17 protein-coding genes are annotated in these 18882 nt (G+C 54.3%); 8 read left to right on the plus strand and 9 right to left on the minus strand.

Annotated elements, in window-relative coordinates:
• The 4 genes from HRF49_06220 to HRF49_06235 form a co-directional block, all read right to left on the minus strand.
• Entirely contained in the window at window positions 1-795 is a 795-nt protein-coding gene (locus HRF49_06220; GenBank protein MEP0814245.1) for a PhoH family protein, read from the minus strand.
• 182 nt (window positions 796-977) lie between these two features.
• On the minus strand, window positions 978-2321 hold the full coding sequence (locus tag HRF49_06225; protein ID MEP0814246.1) for a MiaB/RimO family radical SAM methylthiotransferase: 1344 nt from the start codon (window positions 2319-2321) through the stop codon (window positions 978-980).
• A gap of 133 nt (window positions 2322-2454) precedes the next feature.
• Entirely contained in the window at window positions 2455-3549 is a 1095-nt protein-coding gene (gene hrcA / locus HRF49_06230; GenBank protein MEP0814247.1) for a heat-inducible transcription repressor HrcA, read from the minus strand.
• An 11-nt stretch (window positions 3550-3560) separates the two neighbouring features.
• Entirely contained in the window at window positions 3561-4460 is a 900-nt protein-coding gene (locus HRF49_06235) for a peptidylprolyl isomerase (protein MEP0814248.1), read from the minus strand.
• A 98-nt stretch (window positions 4461-4558) separates the two neighbouring features.
• Between HRF49_06235 and HRF49_06240 the strand changes: the two genes are divergently transcribed.
• Together HRF49_06240 and HRF49_06245 are read left to right on the plus strand one after the other, a co-directional pair.
• A complete protein-coding gene (locus HRF49_06240; protein ID MEP0814249.1) occupies window positions 4559-5488 on the plus strand; it encodes a diaminopimelate epimerase in 930 nt (309 codons plus the stop codon).
• Window positions 5489-5503: 15 nt separating this feature from the next.
• The gene (locus HRF49_06245; protein ID MEP0814250.1) at window positions 5504-6319 is read left to right on the plus strand and encodes an S-methyl-5'-thioadenosine phosphorylase; all 816 of its coding nucleotides are present in this window, start codon (window positions 5504-5506) and stop codon (window positions 6317-6319) included.
• A gap of 29 nt (window positions 6320-6348) precedes the next feature.
• On the opposite strand, the gene HRF49_06250 is transcribed toward HRF49_06245, so the two are convergent.
• Window positions 6349-6816, minus strand: a complete 468-nt coding sequence (locus tag HRF49_06250; GenBank protein ID MEP0814251.1) for a D-tyrosyl-tRNA(Tyr) deacylase — start codon at window positions 6814-6816, stop codon at window positions 6349-6351.
• Entirely contained in the window at window positions 6813-9209 is a 2397-nt protein-coding gene (locus HRF49_06255; protein MEP0814252.1) for a bifunctional (p)ppGpp synthetase/guanosine-3',5'-bis(diphosphate) 3'-pyrophosphohydrolase, read from the minus strand. The genes HRF49_06250 and HRF49_06255 overlap by 4 nt, the downstream gene beginning before the upstream one ends.
• Window positions 9210-9277: 68 nt before the next feature.
• Here HRF49_06255 and HRF49_06260 point away from each other — a divergent pair, with 68 nt between their 5' ends.
• The 4 genes from HRF49_06260 (at window position 9278) to HRF49_06275 (ending at window position 12876) form a co-directional block, all read left to right on the plus strand.
• Window positions 9278-10501, plus strand: coding sequence for a hypothetical protein (locus HRF49_06260; GenBank protein MEP0814253.1), 1224 nt, complete (start codon window positions 9278-9280; stop codon window positions 10499-10501).
• Window positions 10491-11510, plus strand: coding sequence for a tRNA epoxyqueuosine(34) reductase QueG (queG, locus tag HRF49_06265; protein MEP0814254.1), 1020 nt, complete (start codon window positions 10491-10493; stop codon window positions 11508-11510). Before HRF49_06260 ends, queG begins: the two co-directional genes overlap by 11 nt.
• A 108-nt stretch (window positions 11511-11618) precedes the next feature.
• Complete coding sequence (locus HRF49_06270; protein ID MEP0814255.1) at window positions 11619-11966, plus strand: hypothetical protein; 348 nt, start codon at window positions 11619-11621, stop codon at window positions 11964-11966.
• 76 nt (window positions 11967-12042) lie between these two features.
• Window positions 12043-12876, plus strand: a complete 834-nt coding sequence (locus HRF49_06275) for a hypothetical protein (protein ID MEP0814256.1) — start codon at window positions 12043-12045, stop codon at window positions 12874-12876.
• 5 nt (window positions 12877-12881) lie between these two features.
• On the opposite strand, the gene HRF49_06280 is transcribed toward HRF49_06275, so the two are convergent.
• Both HRF49_06280 and HRF49_06285 read right to left on the minus strand, forming a co-directional pair.
• On the minus strand, window positions 12882-13535 hold the full coding sequence (locus tag HRF49_06280) for a HEAT repeat domain-containing protein (GenBank protein ID MEP0814257.1): 654 nt from the start codon (window positions 13533-13535) through the stop codon (window positions 12882-12884).
• 25 nt (window positions 13536-13560) lie between these two features.
• Window positions 13561-14628: an aspartate carbamoyltransferase catalytic subunit gene (locus tag HRF49_06285; GenBank protein MEP0814258.1), complete on the minus strand. Its 1068-nt coding sequence runs from the start codon at window positions 14626-14628 to the stop codon at window positions 13561-13563.
• 192 nt (window positions 14629-14820) lie between these two features.
• Here HRF49_06285 and HRF49_06290 point away from each other — a divergent pair, with 192 nt between their 5' ends.
• A complete protein-coding gene (locus tag HRF49_06290; GenBank protein MEP0814259.1) occupies window positions 14821-15372 on the plus strand; it encodes a nitroreductase in 552 nt (183 codons plus the stop codon).
• 172 nt (window positions 15373-15544) lie between these two features.
• Window positions 15545-18409: a preprotein translocase subunit SecA gene (secA, locus tag HRF49_06295; GenBank protein MEP0814260.1), complete on the plus strand. Its 2865-nt coding sequence runs from the start codon at window positions 15545-15547 to the stop codon at window positions 18407-18409.
• Between the two features lie 74 nt (window positions 18410-18483).
• On the opposite strand, the gene HRF49_06300 is transcribed toward secA, so the two are convergent.
• Window positions 18484-18828 carry a VOC family protein gene (locus HRF49_06300; GenBank protein ID MEP0814261.1) on the minus strand — a complete coding sequence of 115 codons (345 nt, stop codon included), beginning with the start codon at window positions 18826-18828 and terminating at the stop codon, window positions 18484-18486.
• Between the last annotated feature and the right edge of the window lie 54 nt (window positions 18829-18882).

The following is an 18882-nucleotide window of genomic DNA, read 5'->3' on the forward strand; positions in this document are numbered from 1 at the left end:
CTATTCCTCCTCTCGGCGCTTGTTGTTGCGGACGCCGTTGGGCTGTTCGCCGTGAACCGCCTCGAATTGCTCGTACGCATTGACGATGCGCTGCACAAGGGGATGCCTGACAACATCTTTGTCACTGAGCTCGACCACTCCGATGCCTTCCCCAAGTCTGCTCAAAAGTTTCAGCGCAGTAAGAAATCCGCTTTTTTTGTTTGATTCCAAATCGACTTGGGTTATGTCCCCGGTCACGACAACTTTTGAGTTGCGCCCCATGCGGGTTAGGAACATTTTCATTTGGGCGTACGTCGTATTCTGGGCTTCATCCAAGATTATGAAGCTGTTGTTTAGGCTGCGGCCGCGCATGAAGGCCAGCGGCGCGACTTCAATGACGTTTTGCTCCACGAGCTTTCGCACACGCTCGAATTTGAGCAGGTCGTTGAGAGCGTCGAACAGGGGGACGAGGTAAGGATTGACTTTTTCCTGCATCGTTCCAGGCAGAAATCCCAAGCTTTCTCCAGCCTCCACCGCAGGGCGACAGAGCACGATGCGGCGCACAAGTTCGCGCTTGAAATAGCTGACCGCCATCGCCACCGCAAGGTACGTCTTTCCGGTGCCCGCGGGGCCGTAGCAAAGCGTCAGGTCGCTCGCCTCCATCGTGTCCAGATATTTCCGCTGGCCGTCGGTCTTCGGCCCGAAGTGCGGGATGTGCGAAATGTAGGCGGATGGCGCTTCGACCTCGACATCGCTCAGGTAGACCTGCACTGTGTCTTCTTCCAGAAATCCCCTTGCTCGAATGTCTTCGAGCATCTTATCGAGAATCTCCCTCGCCGCCTCCACGCGTTGATGTTCTCCGCTGACTACGACGTCCAATCCGCGCGTGTATACCTTCACCTTGAGGTTTTTTTTGATATGGCGAAGATTGGAATCGAAATCGCCAAAAAGCTCCTGCAGCTCGTCGTAGCTGGAGACTTTGATTACAGTATTTGATTCTATGTCGAATCACCCGCCGCAAGGCGCGAATAAATTTGCAACTCCTGAAATGAATGACAAGAATCACTATTGGAATTTGCCGCTGGTTCCCCGAATAACAGGCCGCTTTCCCCGCGCCCGGTCACGAGCGCGTATTCCAGATTGCCGTTTTGAGTGTTCTCGGTCGGGAATTGAACTCGAAAATACTCTCCGCTGTATCCGCGCGCAGCACCGCCCGAAACCTCCTCAACGAGCACCTGCACCGTGCGGCCCAAATGTCTCTGCATCCGAGAGGACGATATTTTATCACCGTACGAAAGCAAAGTGGCTTGGCGAGCGGCCGCAACGCTCTGGGGCGCTGATTCGTATTCTGCGGCGGCGGTGCCCGGTCTTGGCGAATAACGGAAAGCGTGGATTCGCTCGAATCCTACATCCCGAACAACATCCAAAGTGGATCTGAAATCATCCTCTGTTTCGCCCGGGAAACCGACGATAATGTCGGTTGTGATCGAAGCAAAGGGGAAACGCCTTCTGAATTCCGCCGAGATGCCGATGTACCTGGATAAGGAATACCGTCGGCGCATCCTGCGCAGAATTTCGGGCGAGCCGCTTTGCAACGGAAGATGCAGGTGCGGACAAACCGCTGGATGCTCGAAAAGTTCGAAAACGGGGGGCCGCATATCTTCAGGCTCGATGGACGAAATCCGAAGTCTTGCACTCGATTCATAAGCCAAATCCGCAGCTTCATATACTAGGCTCACAAAACCGCGCCCGTTTTCGTCTGCAAACTTGCCTATGTTGGTTCCGGTAAGCACAATTTCGCATGCGCCGGCGGCCAGTGCCGCTTCAATCCTGCCCAGCACTTCCTTCCTCGGCAGCGACTCGGCCGGACGAACCTTCGGAATAATGCAGAAACTGCAGTTGCTGGCGCATCCATCCTGCATTCTCACGAATGCACGCGTTCTTGAATCCAGCGGCGCGCGGGCAGCCGCGGTTACCCTGCCCGTTCGATTGGCCAATTCGTAATCCTTTGCCACATCGGCCACTCGCGACGCTATATTTGCGAAAGGCAATTCCGACGGATTGAAATGCGCAGCGCGTACCATGCAGCCGGAAAGTACGATTTTAAGTGCCGGATTTAGTCTTTTTACCCGGCGGACGAATGCGCGCACTTTGGCATCCGCAGTTGCTGTCACGGTGCAGCTGTTTACAATCAGCACACCGCCCGATCCCGTGGGAATTTCGTCGGAGCCTTGGATTTCCACAACTCTGGCGCCCGCCCGCGCCAAGCGCTCGCCGCATTCCAACAACTCGGCGGCGTTCACTTTGCATCCGAAATTTTTAATGAAAAATCGATCCGCCAAACAGCTTTAGCGCAGAATACATGCGCCCTCACTCCGGCATTCAACGATTCGACCGGCCGCGGAATTATACCCGATTGGCCCGCGCGCCTGCACAACAAATTGCTCAAATCCAATTCGTGTTACTGCCATCGCGCTAAAGCGAAAGCGGCTCGCGCGTAAATAGCTCTGAAAGGCATTCGGCTACCACAACGACGAGCGGAATATTCAAATCGTACGTCTGGCGCATCGGGCCGATAACACCGACCGTTCCTGAAGCCGACCCCGGGAGGTAATAGCGGGAAAGCACCAGTCCGCAAGCCTCCAAATTCGAATTTAAATTTTCGCGTCCTATAACGACGCTGAACTCCTGGTCGCCTAGAACATCCCTAACATAAGTATTGAACGACTCTTTGTCGTTTAGGGCGTCGAGAACGCGGTTCATTAGCTGCGCATCTCTAAATTCCGGTTGAGAAAGGAGAGGCCTGGAATCGCTGATATACATCCGCTCAATGCCCTGCCCCAGTTCGTCAAGGAATCCTGTAACACTTTCAATGACGCGATGCGGAAGCCGGCGTACTTCCCGGAAAATCCTGCGGATTTGGGACATGTCGATTTCGTTGATGTCCTTGCCGGACAAATAGTTGTTCAGCTGTTCCTTTAGATATGCCAGGATTTGCGGATCCAGCGGCTGCCCCAAAGTTACCATTTTATGCTTTGTATAGCCCTTTGTTGTTACGACAAGTATCAAGAAGCTGCGCTCCGCGGTTGGAATGAAGTCAACGGAGCGAAGCTTAAGGTCGGGCAAAACAGGCATGCTTAGCCATGCCGCCTGCCCGCTTTGCTTCGAAAGATGAGTCAGCGTCCAAGATATAAGCTGCGAAAACTCCCTCTCCAATCCCATCAGCGCCTTTTCTGTTTTCAAATGCTCGTTCGGATCGCTTTCCAGGCTCGCGCGCACTTCGTCCACGAAAAAGCGGTATGCCAAGTCCGTCGGCGTACGCCCCGACGCCTGATGTTCCTTGCTGACAAATCCAAGCTCCTCCAAATAGCCGAGCTCGTTTCTGATCGTTGCGCTTGAGAGGTTTAGAAACTCAACCAGCGCGTTCGATGACACTGGATGTGCCTGACGGACGTAAATTCGAACCAGATTGAGGATGATGGACCGCTGCCGTTGGGTAAGCCTCGAAATCAATTCCGCCATCCCGTCTGTAAGCAGCCTGATCGATCTGCGCCTTCTGGAGCGTTTCATATTCCGGACACCTACTCCGCAACAACCACTCGAATGAGTTTGTCATCTTGGACCAGCGAATTTACTATGTCCATTCCGGAAACCACCTTGGCGAATACGGTGAAGTCGCGGTCTAAATGTTCGTTGTAACCGAGGTTTATGAAAAAGTCCACGCGCGCGCTGTCCTTGATATATCCGCCGACGGTGGAAGGCTGCTTGCCCAAAGCCATAGTTCCCGCTTCATTCCTCGCGTAGTTGGGTTCATCCAAAATTTTGCCGACCGAATCCGCAAGCTTCGACTTTTTTTTGGCTTCTTCCGGCCATCGTTCAGCGTTGTAACCCGTCTTTGCAAGCTCGGCATGCGTCAGCGGCTGGCCACCTTGCACGATGGATAGTTTGTCTTCTTTCACAACCCTGTGAAAATAGACTCCATCGTACACACCAAGCGAAACGTACTTTAAAAATGCGGCGGCCGCATTAGGTGCAATTTCCGGATACACCTCCACCTTGAATGTGCCTTTTTCGGTCTCGAACAACAGAGTTATTATTTCGTTTTGATTTTTCCCGAGGTCGCTGTAGCTCCATAACTGGCCGGTGGGAGGAAGCGGCGTTTTCACGCCGGTATCCTCGGGATTGGCCTCGGTTGCATCGGTCGCCTGCGCCGCGTCGTCCGCATTTTCAGCGGCTGGCGTCTCTTGACCCTCGCCGCCTTCTGGCGATTCCGCCGTTTCACCTTCCGCGGGCGCTGGCTGGCCGCCGTTTTCGACCGAGGCATCGTCCCCGTCCGAAGGCTGCTCCTCGACAGTCTCCGCTGTGGGAGAAGCCGCGTTTTCGCCGCCCTCCGCGGGTTGAGGCGCCTTTTTGGGGCAGGCCGTCAACGCGAGCGTGACTGCCGCAATGCAAAACAGAGCCAAAAGCAATTTGCCGTTCATCGAATTTCACCCCGCTTCTCGAAGGAGCATTTATTATCGCGCAAATGAACGCCGTTTCGGCATTCGGGGGTGTTTGACCGCTCGGCTATAATTCCCCCGTGGAACTACGGTTTGAAAAAATGCACGGCCTGGGCAACGACTTCGTCGTTGTGGATGGCACTTCGGATCTATTCGCCGAAAGGGAGGATTCAAATTGGCGTACAAGCTTGGTGGATAAGCTTACCGAATCCGCCTGCGCAATCTGCAATCGCAGATTCGGCATAGGCGCGGATGGATTGATCCTTGTGCTGCCTAGCGCCACAGCTGACTTCAAAATGCATTATGTCAATTCGGACGGCAGCATTTCGCCTATGTGCGGAAATGGCGTTCGATGCGTCGGGAAATTCGTATTCGACCATGGGCTTTGGGACAAGGAGTCGCTTGCCCTCGAAACCGGCTCCGGTATTTTGCACTTGGACTTGACGATTCACAAAAGCAAAGTTTCCGCGGTGAAAGTAAGCATGGGCACGCCATCGTTCGATGCCGCGTCACTTCCGGCCATATTTCCGGACGGGTCTAAGAACCTTATCGAAAAAAGCCTATCCGCCGGTGGAGAAAAACTGATTGCCACCTGCCTTTCAGTCGGCAATCCGCATTGCGTTACATTTCTCGACGAAGGGCTATCGGTCGACGATTATCCGGTTTATCGTGTCGGAAAGGCGATAGAGAACGCGACGGACGTTTTTCCGGAGCGAGTGAACGTGGAATTCGCGAAAATGCGCGGAAACGATTCCATAGATTTGAGGGTCTGGGAACGCGGTTGCGGAGAAACGCTGGCATGCGGAAGCGGCGCTTGCGCGACGGTGGCAGCCGCGGTCGCGACCGGTCGGGTTGCGCCCGGAGCAGAGGTTGCGGTACGGCTTCCCGGAGGAATCCTAAACATCAGCTGGTCGGGAAACGCGGGGGATTCCATTTTGATGTCCGGGCCGGCCGTTTCCGTTTATTCCGGCTTTTTCGATCCCGATGCTTTTTCAGCAAGCAGAAGTTGAACACCAGGAGGGGTTATGGAATTGCCTAGGGCGAAGATTGGAGTTTTCGGCGGAAGCGGGCTTTACGCGTTGATGGAAGGCGCGCAGGAGGTCCCGATTGACACACCTTACGCGCATCCTTCGGGATTCATTACCGTTGGAGAGATTTCGGGAAAATCCGTTGCGTTTCTGCCGAGACATGGCAGGAAGCATCAATACCCACCACATATGGTCAATTTCCGGGCAAACCTGTGGGCATTCAAGCAACTGGGCGTCCGCCAAATCATCGGCCCGTGCGCGGCGGGGAGTCTTCAGCCGCATGTAAAGGTCGGAGACTTCGTGATAAGCGATCAGTTGGTTGACCGAACGACAACGCGCGTGACTTCTTTTTACGACGGTCCTGCAACAACACATGTCAGTTTTGCGGAGCCTTACTGCCCCAGGATGAGAGAGCTTGCTATTGAGGCTTGCAAAAGGGCGGGAGTGACTGCTCATCCCAAGGGAACGGTAGTTGTTGTGGAGGGGCCCAGGTTTTCGACGAAAGCGGAAAGCCGATGGTATTCCTCGATGGGCTGGGAAGTCATCAATATGACGCAGTTTCCGGAAGCACTTTTGGCCCGCGAGCTGGAAATGTGCTACGTAAACATCGCAATGATTACCGACTACGATTCTGGCTTGGAGGGAAGGCCGGATATTCAGCCTGTCACAAACGATGAAGTTCTTCGCGTTTTCAGGGAAAACCTGGAAAAGCTGAAAAAGATAATCGCCGAGTTAATCGCCCTTCTGCCGGACGAACCTCCGGATGACCAATGCCCCTGCCCCACGGCGTTGAAAGGCGCGGTTTTTGGCTGATTTGAGCAGTATGCAAATTGAGATTATGCTTAAGCCTGCCTGCGAGGAACGTGTCTGTCCGAGCTGTCGATGATTATAGTTACCGGCCCGTCGCAATCGGCGGCGATTTTCATATGTGCTCCGAATACGCCGCTTGCAGTTTCAATTCCGCGCGCGCGAAGCTCCTCAATCATCATCACCAAAAGCGGTTCAGCCTCTTCGGGCGGAGCATAACCTGCAAAACTGGGCCTGTTCCCGCGTCGCGTGTTGGCGAACAGCGTAAACTGGCTTACAACGAGCACTTGGCCGTTGACTTCTGAAATAGAAAGATTCATTTTTCCTGATTCATCTTCGAAAATCCTTAGCTTGGCAATTTTATCCGCAAGATACAAAGCGTCTTCGGGAACATCGCCCTCCGCCACGCCCGCAAGAACAAAATAGCCCTTTCCTATTGAAGTTGTTCGGCCCCCTTCGGCCGTAAGAATGGCGCAATTCACGCGTTGTACGATTACTTTCATTTGACCGTCTCCCCGACCGTCTCCGCCGAGTCTTTTCGCTGGACCAAGCGCTTCTTCGGTTTGTCCGGCTTTTTGGGCTCGGCAGGCTCGGGCTTACCTGATTTTTCCTCCGGCTGACGATCGCTTCCACCCAATCTGAACGCGGCGATGACGTCGGGCACATTGCGAATTTCGGCAAGCACCCTTTCCAGCTCGGTAGTATCGCCGATTTCGATTAGAACCTGGGTGTTCGCCGGATCGTCGTACGCCCCGGTGGTGGACGGCTTGATTTCGAAATGCCCTCCGGTCAAGTTCACCTGGCCGGCCGCCAATACGCCGAGGACGTCATACATCAGTCCCGCGCGGTTAAGCGATACTACTTCGATATGCACAGGATATCGCTTGCCTTCCGCTGTCTTATCCCATGACAGCTGCGATATTTCTTGTTTTTCGCCCAGCGCCCCTAGCTTTGCACAGTTCTGCGTATGAACCACTATTCGTTTCGAATCGCGGTCGTAATAGCCCACTATGGAATCACCCGGTATCGGGCGGCAACACGCCGCAAGCTCCGTCTTTTGCCTTGTTCTTTTGCCGCGTGTGTCGAGCACACCCAGTTCCGCGCCGGGAGCGATTAATGGAATCGCCAGACTGGGCTCGGCGGAAACTTCCTGCATTTCCACCTTCTGCGCACGCTCCATCTGAACCTGCTTTAGCATCAGAAGGATTTCGCTTGTCGTCAAATCCCCGCATGCCAGCCTGTCATATATATCGTAAATCGAGCCCACCTTCAGAAGCTTCAGTATCGCCACAAGTTTGTCCGGCGCAAGAAGGTTAAGCGGATAAAGGCCGCGTTTCTGAATTTCCTTATGCAAAAGCTGCCTTCCGAAATCGATACGCTTCCTTCGCGGCTGCGCCTTGAACCACTTGCGGATTTTAAGTAGTGTACGCGGACTCTTGACCCAATCCATCCACTCTGCATCGGGTGCGGCATTGAGTGAGTCGCGCTTTATAATTTCAACGACGTCGCCGTTCTCCAAGCGGTGATACAGCGGAACGCGCGTTCCGTTCACCTTTGCCCCTCCCGTGGCGTGTCCCAAATCCGTGTGAATCGCATACGCGAAATCGATTGGGCAAGACCCCTTGGGCAGGCTTACAACCTCGCCCTTTGGAGTTAACGTCAGCACCATTCCTTTGAGGAGCGCGGTCTGCGCGCGGGCGACGAATTCTTGTGAATCAACTCTCTCGTCCTCGAGCATCCGGATTAGCTCGCTCCACTCCTCGTCCTTGTTGAAGGCGTACTCTTCCGGACCCTCTTTGTAAAGCCAATGACTGGCAATTCCGTATTGGGCGCGGTGATGCATTTCGACGGTGCGGATCTGGACTTCCACGAAACGCCCGCCAGGACCGACCACTGTAGTGTGAAGAGTCTGGTAACCGTTGGCCTTCGGGCGGGCGATGAAGTCCCTGAACCTGTGCTCAAGAGGAGGGTACACCATATGCACTTCGCCCAGCACCTGGTAACACAAGCCCGGCGCCCCGTCCACGACGATCCTCATGGCAAGTAAATCGTAAACTTCGTCTATCGAGACGCCCTTTTCCAGCATTTTGGCCCGAAGGCTGGCAAGGTGCTTGCGCCGGCTGTGAATTTCCGCAATCGGAATGTTCGCCCGCCAAAAGGCATCCTCCAGGCGCTCCTGCATCGCGCCCAGGATGCGTTCGGCCTCAAGCATTGGCTCCAAAACGTCTTCTTCTAATGCGCGATACTCTTCTGGCTCGAGATACCGAAAGCACCAATCTTCCATTTCCCTGTAAATCGATGCAAGTCCAAGCCTCCTGGCGAGCGGGATGAAAAATTCTTCCGTTTCGCGGCACTGGCGCTCGATGCGTTTCGGATCCAAACCTTCCAACGTACGCAGGTTGTGCAGCCTGTCGGCCAGTTTTATTACAATCACGCGCGGGTCCTTGGCCATTGCCACGAACAGTTTTCGAAGGTTTTCCGCTTGTCTGGGCGTTTCCCGGCGGCTCCAAAGCTTGACGAAAAAGTTGGCGTCACTGATTTTTGTCAGTGAATCCACCATCTCGCGCACTTCCTTGCCAAACTCGCGTTCGATGTCGGACAGCGAGTAGCCGCTTGTGTCTTCAACAACGTCGTGAAGAAGTGCGGTTACCAGCGAATCCTCGTCCATATTGAGAGCAGCGCATATTTCCGCAACCTCGACCGGATGAGTAATGTACGGTTGCCCTCCATCCCTGAACATCCCTACATGCTGCTTTGTTGCGCGGTCGAACGCCCTGGAAATCCTTTCCAGGTCGCGGATGTTTCCCCGGCGCGCGAGCCTGAATTTCAGCTGCTCGAAAAGAAAATGCGCCTCAGGCGGGGAAATCGTATCAAGTAAGTCCCGATCTCGATGCACCGATTGAATTTTACCAGAGCGAAAGCTCTTCTTCGCCGGCCAAAAATCCGGTGATATAATACCCACCGATGCAAAAAAGCGGCTTGGACAAATCATCCGCCGCTGTGGCGGAGTTCGAATATGCTGTGGCGCCCCTCCTAAGGCTGACTCCCACTGGCTGGTGCAGGGTTGCCGAGCGATGCGCGCTTACAGACGAGTCGTTTTTCGTGCTTCCGACGCCGGAAGCAGTGGTAAGGGAAGCGGCCGGCGAAATCCACTGCGCGCCGCTTCCAAACGCGGTTGATCTGCGTGACCACTTGAAGCGCCAGGCTTTGGCGCGTTTTCCCAAACGGCACTTTTTCGTTTCGTCCAACCTTATCGACGAAATTGATGTCGAAACCGGTTACTTTTCGGGCAACATCCCTGAATTGGCGATTGCGCTGGGACGGCCCAGGCACGAAATCGAAGACGCTCTCGACGCGATATCGGGACTGTCTCCCATTGGTTGCGCAGGAAGGAGCATACACGATGTGCTTAGAAATCAGATTCCGCTGCTTCCCGATTCAATTGCCGGAAATGCGGCGAGGCTGCTGCTCACGGACTTTTGGGAAGCATTTTCAGGCGGCGGACGGGCAATGCTGTCCGAAATATCCGGACTTGGAGAGCAAGTAATCGAGGAAGGAGTTGAAGCAATCCGCAGGCACTTGACGCCATATCCGGCCCAGTTATTTTGGGGCAAAAACGGCGACTATCTCAAACGTGCATATTATTATCTGACTTACAAATCCGGAGGACCGGAGCTTTCACCCCCACATCTTTCCGACTACTGCGCCGCGATAATACCCGGCCGCGCATCGGAACGATCGCGGCTCGCAATCGCCGCACTGAAATCAAGGCGCACGGCATATTCAAAGTTGGGCGATGCCTTTTCCAGCCTTGATTTGGACGACCCGCATTCATCCATACCGCTTTCCCGCGTCGCATCGTCTATAGGCCTTTCGCAGTGGGACACTTGGCAATTGCTTGACGGGGAATTGCTCGTGGACGGGCTGGGGCAACGCAGATACTTAAGAACCGCGCTGAAAGTCGAAGATCCGCTCGTCGAACGATTGCTTCGTACGCTGGACGAGGAAGTATCGGGCGAAACTCCTCTAACCGACAAGGAAATCGCGTCCAGAATTTTCCGCGATGGAATCGCCCCCGACGCTGCATACGTTGCGGCCGCGCGCAAAGCGCTCGGCATTCCTCACCGCAAATCGCGGCTGCCGAAGGCGGCCCTCGATCTGCTTGGATACAGAACGCATGCGGAATGATACCGGCAAAAACAAGGCAGCGATCGCGTTGGGGGAGTATATCCGGCGCGAGGCTGTCGCCCTTGGATTTTCAGCGTGCGGATTCGCGCCGGCCGTTTCGCTTGATAAAAACAAAGCCAACTTGGCGGAATGGTTGTCTCGCGGATGGAACGGCACAATGGAATGGATGAACAGGCCGGGAGTGGAAAGGTTTAAAGCCTCTACTTGTCTGCCGGACGCCAAAAGCGTGGTATCGCTCGCAATCAATTATTTTACGCCCGGACCGGATTCCAAACAGCTGGACGGCCCATTAATAAGCCGATACGCTAGATTCCGCGATTACCACAAGGTCGTTGGCAAGAAGCTGGACATGCTTTTGTTCAAACTCCGGACCGTTTATCCAACCGTGAATGGCACGACCGCGGTTGACCGTCATCCGATATCCGAAAAAGCGTTCGCCGAAAGCGCTGGAATCGGATGGATCGGGAAAAACACTTGCCTGATTACCAAAAAGCTGGGTAGCTGGGTGTTCCTTGGAGAGCTGATCATAGACGCGGAACTTCCATATGACACGCCCCACCTTGACTATTGCGGTTCCTGCAATCGCTGTCTGGAGGCATGTCCGACGGGCGCCTTGGTGGAGCCGTACAAGATTGATGCCCGCCGTTGTATCGGCTACACGACCATTGAAACCGAATTACCGGTGCCGGACGAAATCGCTCGAAATTCCGGCAACTGGGTTTTCGGCTGCGACATTTGCCAGGAAGTCTGTCCGTGGAACCGAAGGCATGCAAAACCGACAACGAAGCCCGATTTTTCACCACGTCCGGACTTGGCCCAGCCCACTTGGAAAGATCTGATAGAGATCTACACCCCAGAATCGGGAGATTCGAGCGAAGATACCGTCAGGGAGAGATTCCTCAACAAATTCGCCGGCACGCCGGTGATGCGGGCGGGAGTACGGCGATTTGCTTCAAGCCTTCAAATCGCAAGGGCGAACGCTTCCGCTAAGGGAGAGCAGGTTGACTGACCGCAAGCAGCCAAAGTAAACTTATGTCCGGCTGCGCCCTGTGGTTCGGCCGGTGTGAATTCCAAGGAGATAATGGATGAATAAAACGTTGCCAGGAAGTTTGGCCAGATGAGCAAGAAACTGTATTTGGTGCATTGGGACGAATCCGAGGCAAACGAGCTTGCTGCCAAGTATGACCCCGAAAAGTGGGAAGTGGAATACGAATTCGAAGACGGCGCCCGCGCCGTCTCCGCCATAAAAGCCAAACTTCCCGACGTAGTGGTTATTTACCTTACCAAACTGCCGTCTCACGGAGCGGAAACCGCCCACGCGATTAGGCATCTGAAAGCGACCAAGCACTTGCCGATAATCTTCGTCGGCGGCAAGCCGGATGGACTCGAAAAGGTCAAAGCGAAGGTACCGGATGCGGTTTTCGTGCAGGAATCGCAGCTGGAATCGGCTCTTGCGGCGATATAAAAGCCGATTGGAACAAAATCCAACTGGTACAATCTATCGCGACGTTCCGCCAGCGGCGGAATCGCGGAGGCCGGCTATGCGAGCGGTTGTTTTCTTCCTGATTCTATTTGCTACTATCTCCCTGGGGCAAGTATCGCGCGCCGAGAAATTCGACTGGGAGCCGAATCCCGGCAAAGACTGGGTTTTTTCCAGTGAATATGGCGTCGAGTCGGTTTCGTTCCGCTCCGGGGGCTATTCAAATCTGCAAAGAAGTCTCACCGAAATCACTTTCAGACTGAGCGGAATAAAGGTGCAATCCCCCCAATTGCACAAGCTCGGAGGCGCGGTCATGTCCGAGCTTTTGCTCAAGCCGGATGGTGATTACACCCAAGCGACAATCAGGCTATCCGGCATTGCGGACGGTTTCAGCATAAACACGGTCGGTGCATCAAGGGCATTTCCGAATAATTCAAGCGTGGTTGCGGCGATTACCGGGCTGCGTGCGATGAAGGGCGGCGGAAAGGCTCCCGACGACGAATTTCCCGCAATGTCCGCCGCACCGAAGAATTACGGCGATTACGAATTGCCCGAATTCGAGCGTAAATACAAATACAGCGACGCTCTGGTTACGCTTCATCTGAGGGGAGCGAGCATCGAAGGGGTACTGGCGTATTTGTCGCTGCTCGGCAATATAAGCATTATTTTGGATCCCTACTGGAATCAAGAGCCGACAGGCACCGATAGACCTCCTGTTTCTGGCGGAGCGGCGGGCGGCGGGGGCGGCCAGGGAATCGGCACCGGCGGCGGCGCGGGCGGATTTTCGGGTTTCGGCGAAGGCCTGATTACGATAGACCTTAACAAGGTTCCTTTCGACTTTGCCCTCGATTTGGTCATCACCAGCGCCGGTCTTACCTACTTCGAGATACGCTGAATTGCTCAATCCGCTGTTTCATCCAGTTCGTGAATCGCAATTTCGAGTACGTGGCGCAACAATTCGCCGTCGCGTCCCTCCGCTCTTTCCGCATCTGAAAGCATAGTCCTGAGTATTGGCAATGCGGAAACAGCGCAGCCTCCGATCCGTCCCAGAGCGCGAATGGCTCTTCTTTGAAACATCGAATCGTTGGATTGAGCCGCTTTTGTCAATTCAGGGACCGCAGCTTGGGCGAATGAACCCAGCTTTTTCAGCGACCATGCCGCCGCGATTCTTACCGTGCGATTTTCATCGGCAAGCGCATTTGTAAGCGCAACGACAGCGGCTTCGTTTTGCGGCGCGATTTTGCCCAGCGCTTCGGCGGCTGACCATCTTGTTTCTGCGCAATTGCATTCCATAGCAACAATCAGCGCCGCGACGGAATCCGCCGCCAATTGGCCCAGTTCGCCTAACGCTTCAGCCGCGATGGACGCCGCGGCCGGAATGTCGGACTTGAGCGCAGCGCAAAGATACTCGACGATTCCTGAAATATCGCCGGGTTCACCTTGCCCGTGAAGCGATTTCGCAAAAAGGCGAATCCTGCAAGCCGCCCTTAACGCTTCGCTCGCATTTTCGATTGACATTGATTTGATGAGTTCGTTTATTTCCGCAATAGTCAAAACAGTTTATATCTCGCGTTAAAGATTATTCAAGTTTTCCAAGCAGCATCGCCAACACAGCCATTCGAACGGCTACACCCATTCGGACCTGTCCGCGAATAACGCAACGTCCATCCTCAAAAACCGAGCAGTCTATTTCAATCCCGCGGTTGCATGGGCCGGGGTGCAGGATTAACGCATCCTTCTTGAGTCGCGTCAATCTTCCGCGCGTCAGACCGTAAGCCGATCTGAAATCCCGTAAACCAGCCGCTCCGCCGGCAATCCGCTCTTTTTGAATTCGGAGCATCATCACAACATCGGCAGACTCCAAATGCTCGTCGAATACTTCGGAAAGCTTGACACCCGGATATGGTGATCCGCAAGGCAAAAGCTGGGGCGGCCCGGCGAGCGTGACATCGTGCCCGAGCCTTGTCCAAATTTCGGCATTGCTGCGCGCGACGCGCGAGTTCTTGACATCCCCGCAAATCAGTATTTTCAGGGGTGAAAACGCCTGCTGCTTGCCGGCCTGCCGACCTATCGTTTTTGCCCCGCGATGAGTGTTAAAAATTCTGGTAAATCTGCCGGGATTCACGGCGACATGGCGACTTTCTTTCCAAATGGGCTTGTAAAGATTCACCGTCGCCGCATCCAGCAGAGCCTGCGTCGGATGGTGTCCGCGTCCGTCCCCTGCATTTACGACCGGGCATTCCAGGTACGCCGCAAGCTTTGCAGCCGCCCCGGTATGAGGATGCCTTGCGATGAAAACGCTTGGATTCATCGCCCCAAGCGTGGCGGCGGTGTCCTCCAGCGATTCGCCCTTGACTACGCTTGTGGAATCGCCGCCGAAATTGATGACTTGCGCGCCTAACAGCAGCGAAGCTGTTTCGAAACTGACCCGCGTTCTTGTGGAAGGCTCGAAAAACGCAAGGTGAACGATTGCGCCGCGCAAAAGCTCTGCAAATGGCGATTTGAAAGGAGCCAAACTTCGCTCTGTCAGCCAACCAAAAGCCGCGCGCGACTCTCGAATTAGAAGAAACAACGCGGAATCGTCCAAATCGGAAATCGTTACAAGGTTTGCAGGAACGGTCTCTGGTGAAAAGCGTTTTTCTGTCATACGCCATGCGGCTGCCGGCAAAACCGGAAGCCGGGCAAATATTACCACACGAACCAATGAAGTTCAGGTTTAAGGCATTTTCCGCTTCGCAGGTTCCGGCATGCTGGGCTACAATCGAATCGAGGTGCAAGGATGACCGAAATGAATTTAAACTCCGACGCATTTTATAAGGTGCTATTTGCGCGCCGCAGTGTGCGCAAATTTTTGCCCGAGCCGGTTCCGGTGGAGGCGCTCGACCGTATTGTCGAAGCCGGGCTTTGGGCGCCGTCTGCACTCAACCGGCAACCGTGGTTTTTTCACGTTCTGACTGGACGAAAAATGGACGAGTTCGCCATCCTTTGCAGGCCGATCTGGGATAAGTTGAAACCCAAAATCGAGGAAATTTATGGAGAAGAGGGTGTCAAGCTCCGCGCGCCGTTCTACCTCAACCTGGGAAATGCTCCCGCCGCAATCGTGATTTACAGCGACAAGGACGACGGCGGGGAGTGGGGAACAGTGAGTTGCGGAATGGCGGCGCAAAACATTCTGCTTGCGGCAACCGCGGAAGGCCTGGCAAGCCTGTATATGGCGGCGCAACAATTGATTCGTGAAAGTGTGGACGAGTTTTTCGGCGAAACTAGGCGGCTGATTGGCTGCGTCTTAATCGGTTACGGCGACGAACCCGGAATCAAGTGGCCCAGGCGCGAAGGACGGGTGGACTGGGGCGATATACACGTCGGCGAGCCCCCTCACGGCACTCACTGAATTCAAAAACAATTCCAGAACCCGCAGTGGCATTAACCCGCTTCCGCTATAAGCGCAAATTGGCCCAGCAATTTGGAATTGCCCGCCTACTGCCGCAATGGTAAACTAATTGTTTGTGCCTGAAGCGGAGAAGGTTGGCTCCGGTTTGTTCGCTCGGCGCAATGGTGAATGAATGGTTGACATAATCGGCGCTATTTTTGATACCAACAAACGGGAAATCGCCCGCTTGCGAAAGCAGGTCGAGCCGATTAACGCGCTTGAATCCAAAATCAAACAGATGACCGACCAGCAAATCACGGCGCGGGCGTCTGAAATAAGGGATGCAATCAGGGCAGAGGTTTCGAAGCTCGCATTGTTTGTTTCAAAAGAGGATCCCAGGTACAAGACGGAACACAACAAACTCGACAGGATACTTGGCTCGCATTTGACGGAGGTTTTCGCACTTACCAGGGAGTGCGCCGTCCGCACCCTGAACATGCGCCACTTCGACGTGCAGTTGATCGGCGGCATAGTCCTTCACGAAGGCCGCATTGCGGAGATGAAGACCGGGGAAGGCAAAACTCTCGTCGCGACGCTCGCCGCGACGCTGAACGGAATGACCGGCCTCGGTGTGCATGTGATCACGGTCAACGACTACTTGGCCCGCCGCGATGCGGAGTGGAAGCGTCCAATTTACGAAATGATGGGGCTTACGGTAGGCTGCATCCTGCACGACCAGAACAAGAAAGAGCGATACAACGCGTACCGCTGCGACATAACCTACGGTACGAACAACGAGTTCGGGTTCGACTACCTCCGCGACCATATGGTGATGCGGGCGGAGGACAAGGTGCAACGCGACCTCGTCTATGGAATCGTGGACGAGGTGGACAGCATACTTATAGACGAAGCGCGCACCCCTCTTATCATTTCCGGCAGCTCGAACGAGGACGTTTCGATTTATTCCCGCGTAGATTCCATCGTCCGGCGGCTCAAGCCGAAGAACATTACCGGCGAAGACAGGCCCAAGGACATTTTCGAACAGCTTGAATCCAAAAAGCATCGGGACGATTCAGAAGTCAGTTGGGACTACGAGTATGATGAAAAAGGGAAAACCGTAGCGTTGACAAGTCGAGGTCAAAAAAACGTGGAAGCGATGCTCGGCATCGACAACCTGTACGACTTCGACCACAAGGATCTCGCGCACGCGGTTCAGCAATCTCTACGCGCGCATGCACTGTTCGGACGCGACAAGGATTACATCGTTAAGGACGGCCAGGTGATAATCGTGGACGAGTTCACCGGCCGCCTGATGTTCGGCCGCCGTTATTCGGACGGGCTTCACCAGGCCATCGAAGCCAAAGAAGGCGTCAAGGTCGCCGGCGAATCACAGACTCTGGCAACGATTACATTGCAAAACTATTTCCGCCTTTACCACAAGCTGGCGGGAATGACCGGCACTGCTAAGACCGAAGAGGAGGAATTCAAAAAGATTTACGGATTCGACGTCGTCGTCATTCCGACCAACATGCCGATGATCCGCAAAGACCACAACGACGTTATCTATAAAACGGAAAAAGCAAAATACGAGGCGATAATCAAGCAAATTGAGGAATGCCACGCCAAAAAACAGCCGGTTTTGGTGGGCACGATAACCATCGAGAACAGCGAAAAATTGGCAAAATATCTGGCGGCGAAGCGAATCCCACATGAAGTATTGAATGCCAAATTTCACGAAAAGGAAGCGTACATAGTGGCGCAGGCTGGTCGAGCAGGCGCGGTGACCATTGCAACGAATATGGCCGGCCGCGGCACCGACATAGTGCTCGGCGGCAACGCGAAGTTCCTCGCGCGATACGACTTGTTCAAGCGCGGGCTTGATCCAATGGCTCCCGAAAACGAAGCGGAAGTCGAGGCGCTGTCAAAAAAATACGAAGAAGAATGCAGGCATGGGCGCGAAGTCGTTATAAATGCCGGAGGTCTTTATATCCTCGGAACGGAGCGCCATGAATCAAGGCGCATCGACAATCAGCTGCGCGGCCGTTCGGGACGGCAAGGCGATCCAGGCGAGAGCCGCTTTTTCCTTTCCCTGGAAGATGACCTTATGCGCCTATACGGGATGGACCGGCTTCAGGGCTGGATGGACCGCCTGAATGTTCCCGAAGATCAGCCTATAGAAGCCGGCATCGTCACGATGAGCATCGAACGCGCCCAAAAGAAGGTGGAGGCCCGCAACTTTGACATCCGCCGCCACGTACTCCAGTACGACGACGTGATGAACAAGCAACGAAGCGTCATTTACACCGACCGCGAAAACATCCTGAAAGGCGCGGACATGCGTGAACAGGTTGTAGGCTTCATAGAGAGCGCCATAACCGACGTGGTTTATTCGAACATCCACCAGTCAGAACGCGGAAAGGAATTGATAGACATTGAAGGCCTTTGGCGTGAATTGAATCTGACTATTCCCGTGCCGGACAGTTTCCACGCGGATGAACTAAAGGACAAATCGGCCGACGAGTTGGTCGCGCTTCTTTGCAACCTTGCCAATGACATATATGAAGCCAAAGAGCTTGAAATCGGCAAGGAAATTATGCGCGAACTCGAGCGATACTTGACGTTGCGCAGCATCGACGAACACTGGATCGATCATTTGAATGTGATGGACCATCTGCGCGAAGGGATTGGACTTCGGGTATACGGCCAGGAGGATCCCGTCGCCGTATATGCGAAGGAAGCGTTTGACCATTACGAGACGCTCAAAGCGACGATTCAAAAGGACGTCGTAAGCAAGATCTTCCGGGTTCGGGTTAGGGAGCCTGAACAAGAGAAAAAGAGCGCCTACAACATCGCCGGATATTCCAGCGGCGAGGCGGGCGTCCAGGGCCGCCAGCGCACCTTCCGGCGCAAGGTGGAAAAGGTTGGACGCAATGACCCATGCCCCTGCGGGAGCGGCAAGAAATACAAGAACTGCCATGGCAAGGAAGAAGAGGGCGGATCGTCGGCGGCCGCGGTGCCGATCACGAACATCCCCAAGGGGCCGAGGCGGAGGCGGTAACTGAAATGCCCGTGCATTTTAATTGGCGCTCGGCTTTGGAACCGGCAAAAAAAGCCGGCATCCAAAAACTGGCGTTATGTTTTGGACCAAAGGCCAAGCCTGTTTCCTTGCGGATCGTGGAATAAAGCGAAGAAACCCATATCTCCGCCTATCGCGGTTTTGGGCGTCACGACCGAGCCGCCGAGATTCTCGATTTTGACCAGCGTAGCTTCGATGTCTTCCACGTGGATGTACGGCGTAATTCCGCTTCCGGGCATCGCGGTGGGATCGAAACCTCCTGCCGGGCCGCCTTCCGGATTGAAAAATCCGTAGTTCATCCCCTCCACTTCGCGGCATTTCCATCCGAACGCAGCCGAATAAAACTCCATGCTGCCCTTGATATCCGACGTCGGTATCTCGATATGCTCGATTTCATTCATCGCATTCTCCTTTCGTTAATGGGAATCCAATATAGCAGATTATTGTATTGTCCT

It is taken from the genome of bacterium, assembly GCA_039961635.1.
Lineage (GTDB): Bacteria > 4484-113 > 4484-113 > JAGGVC01 > JAGGVC01 > JABRWB01.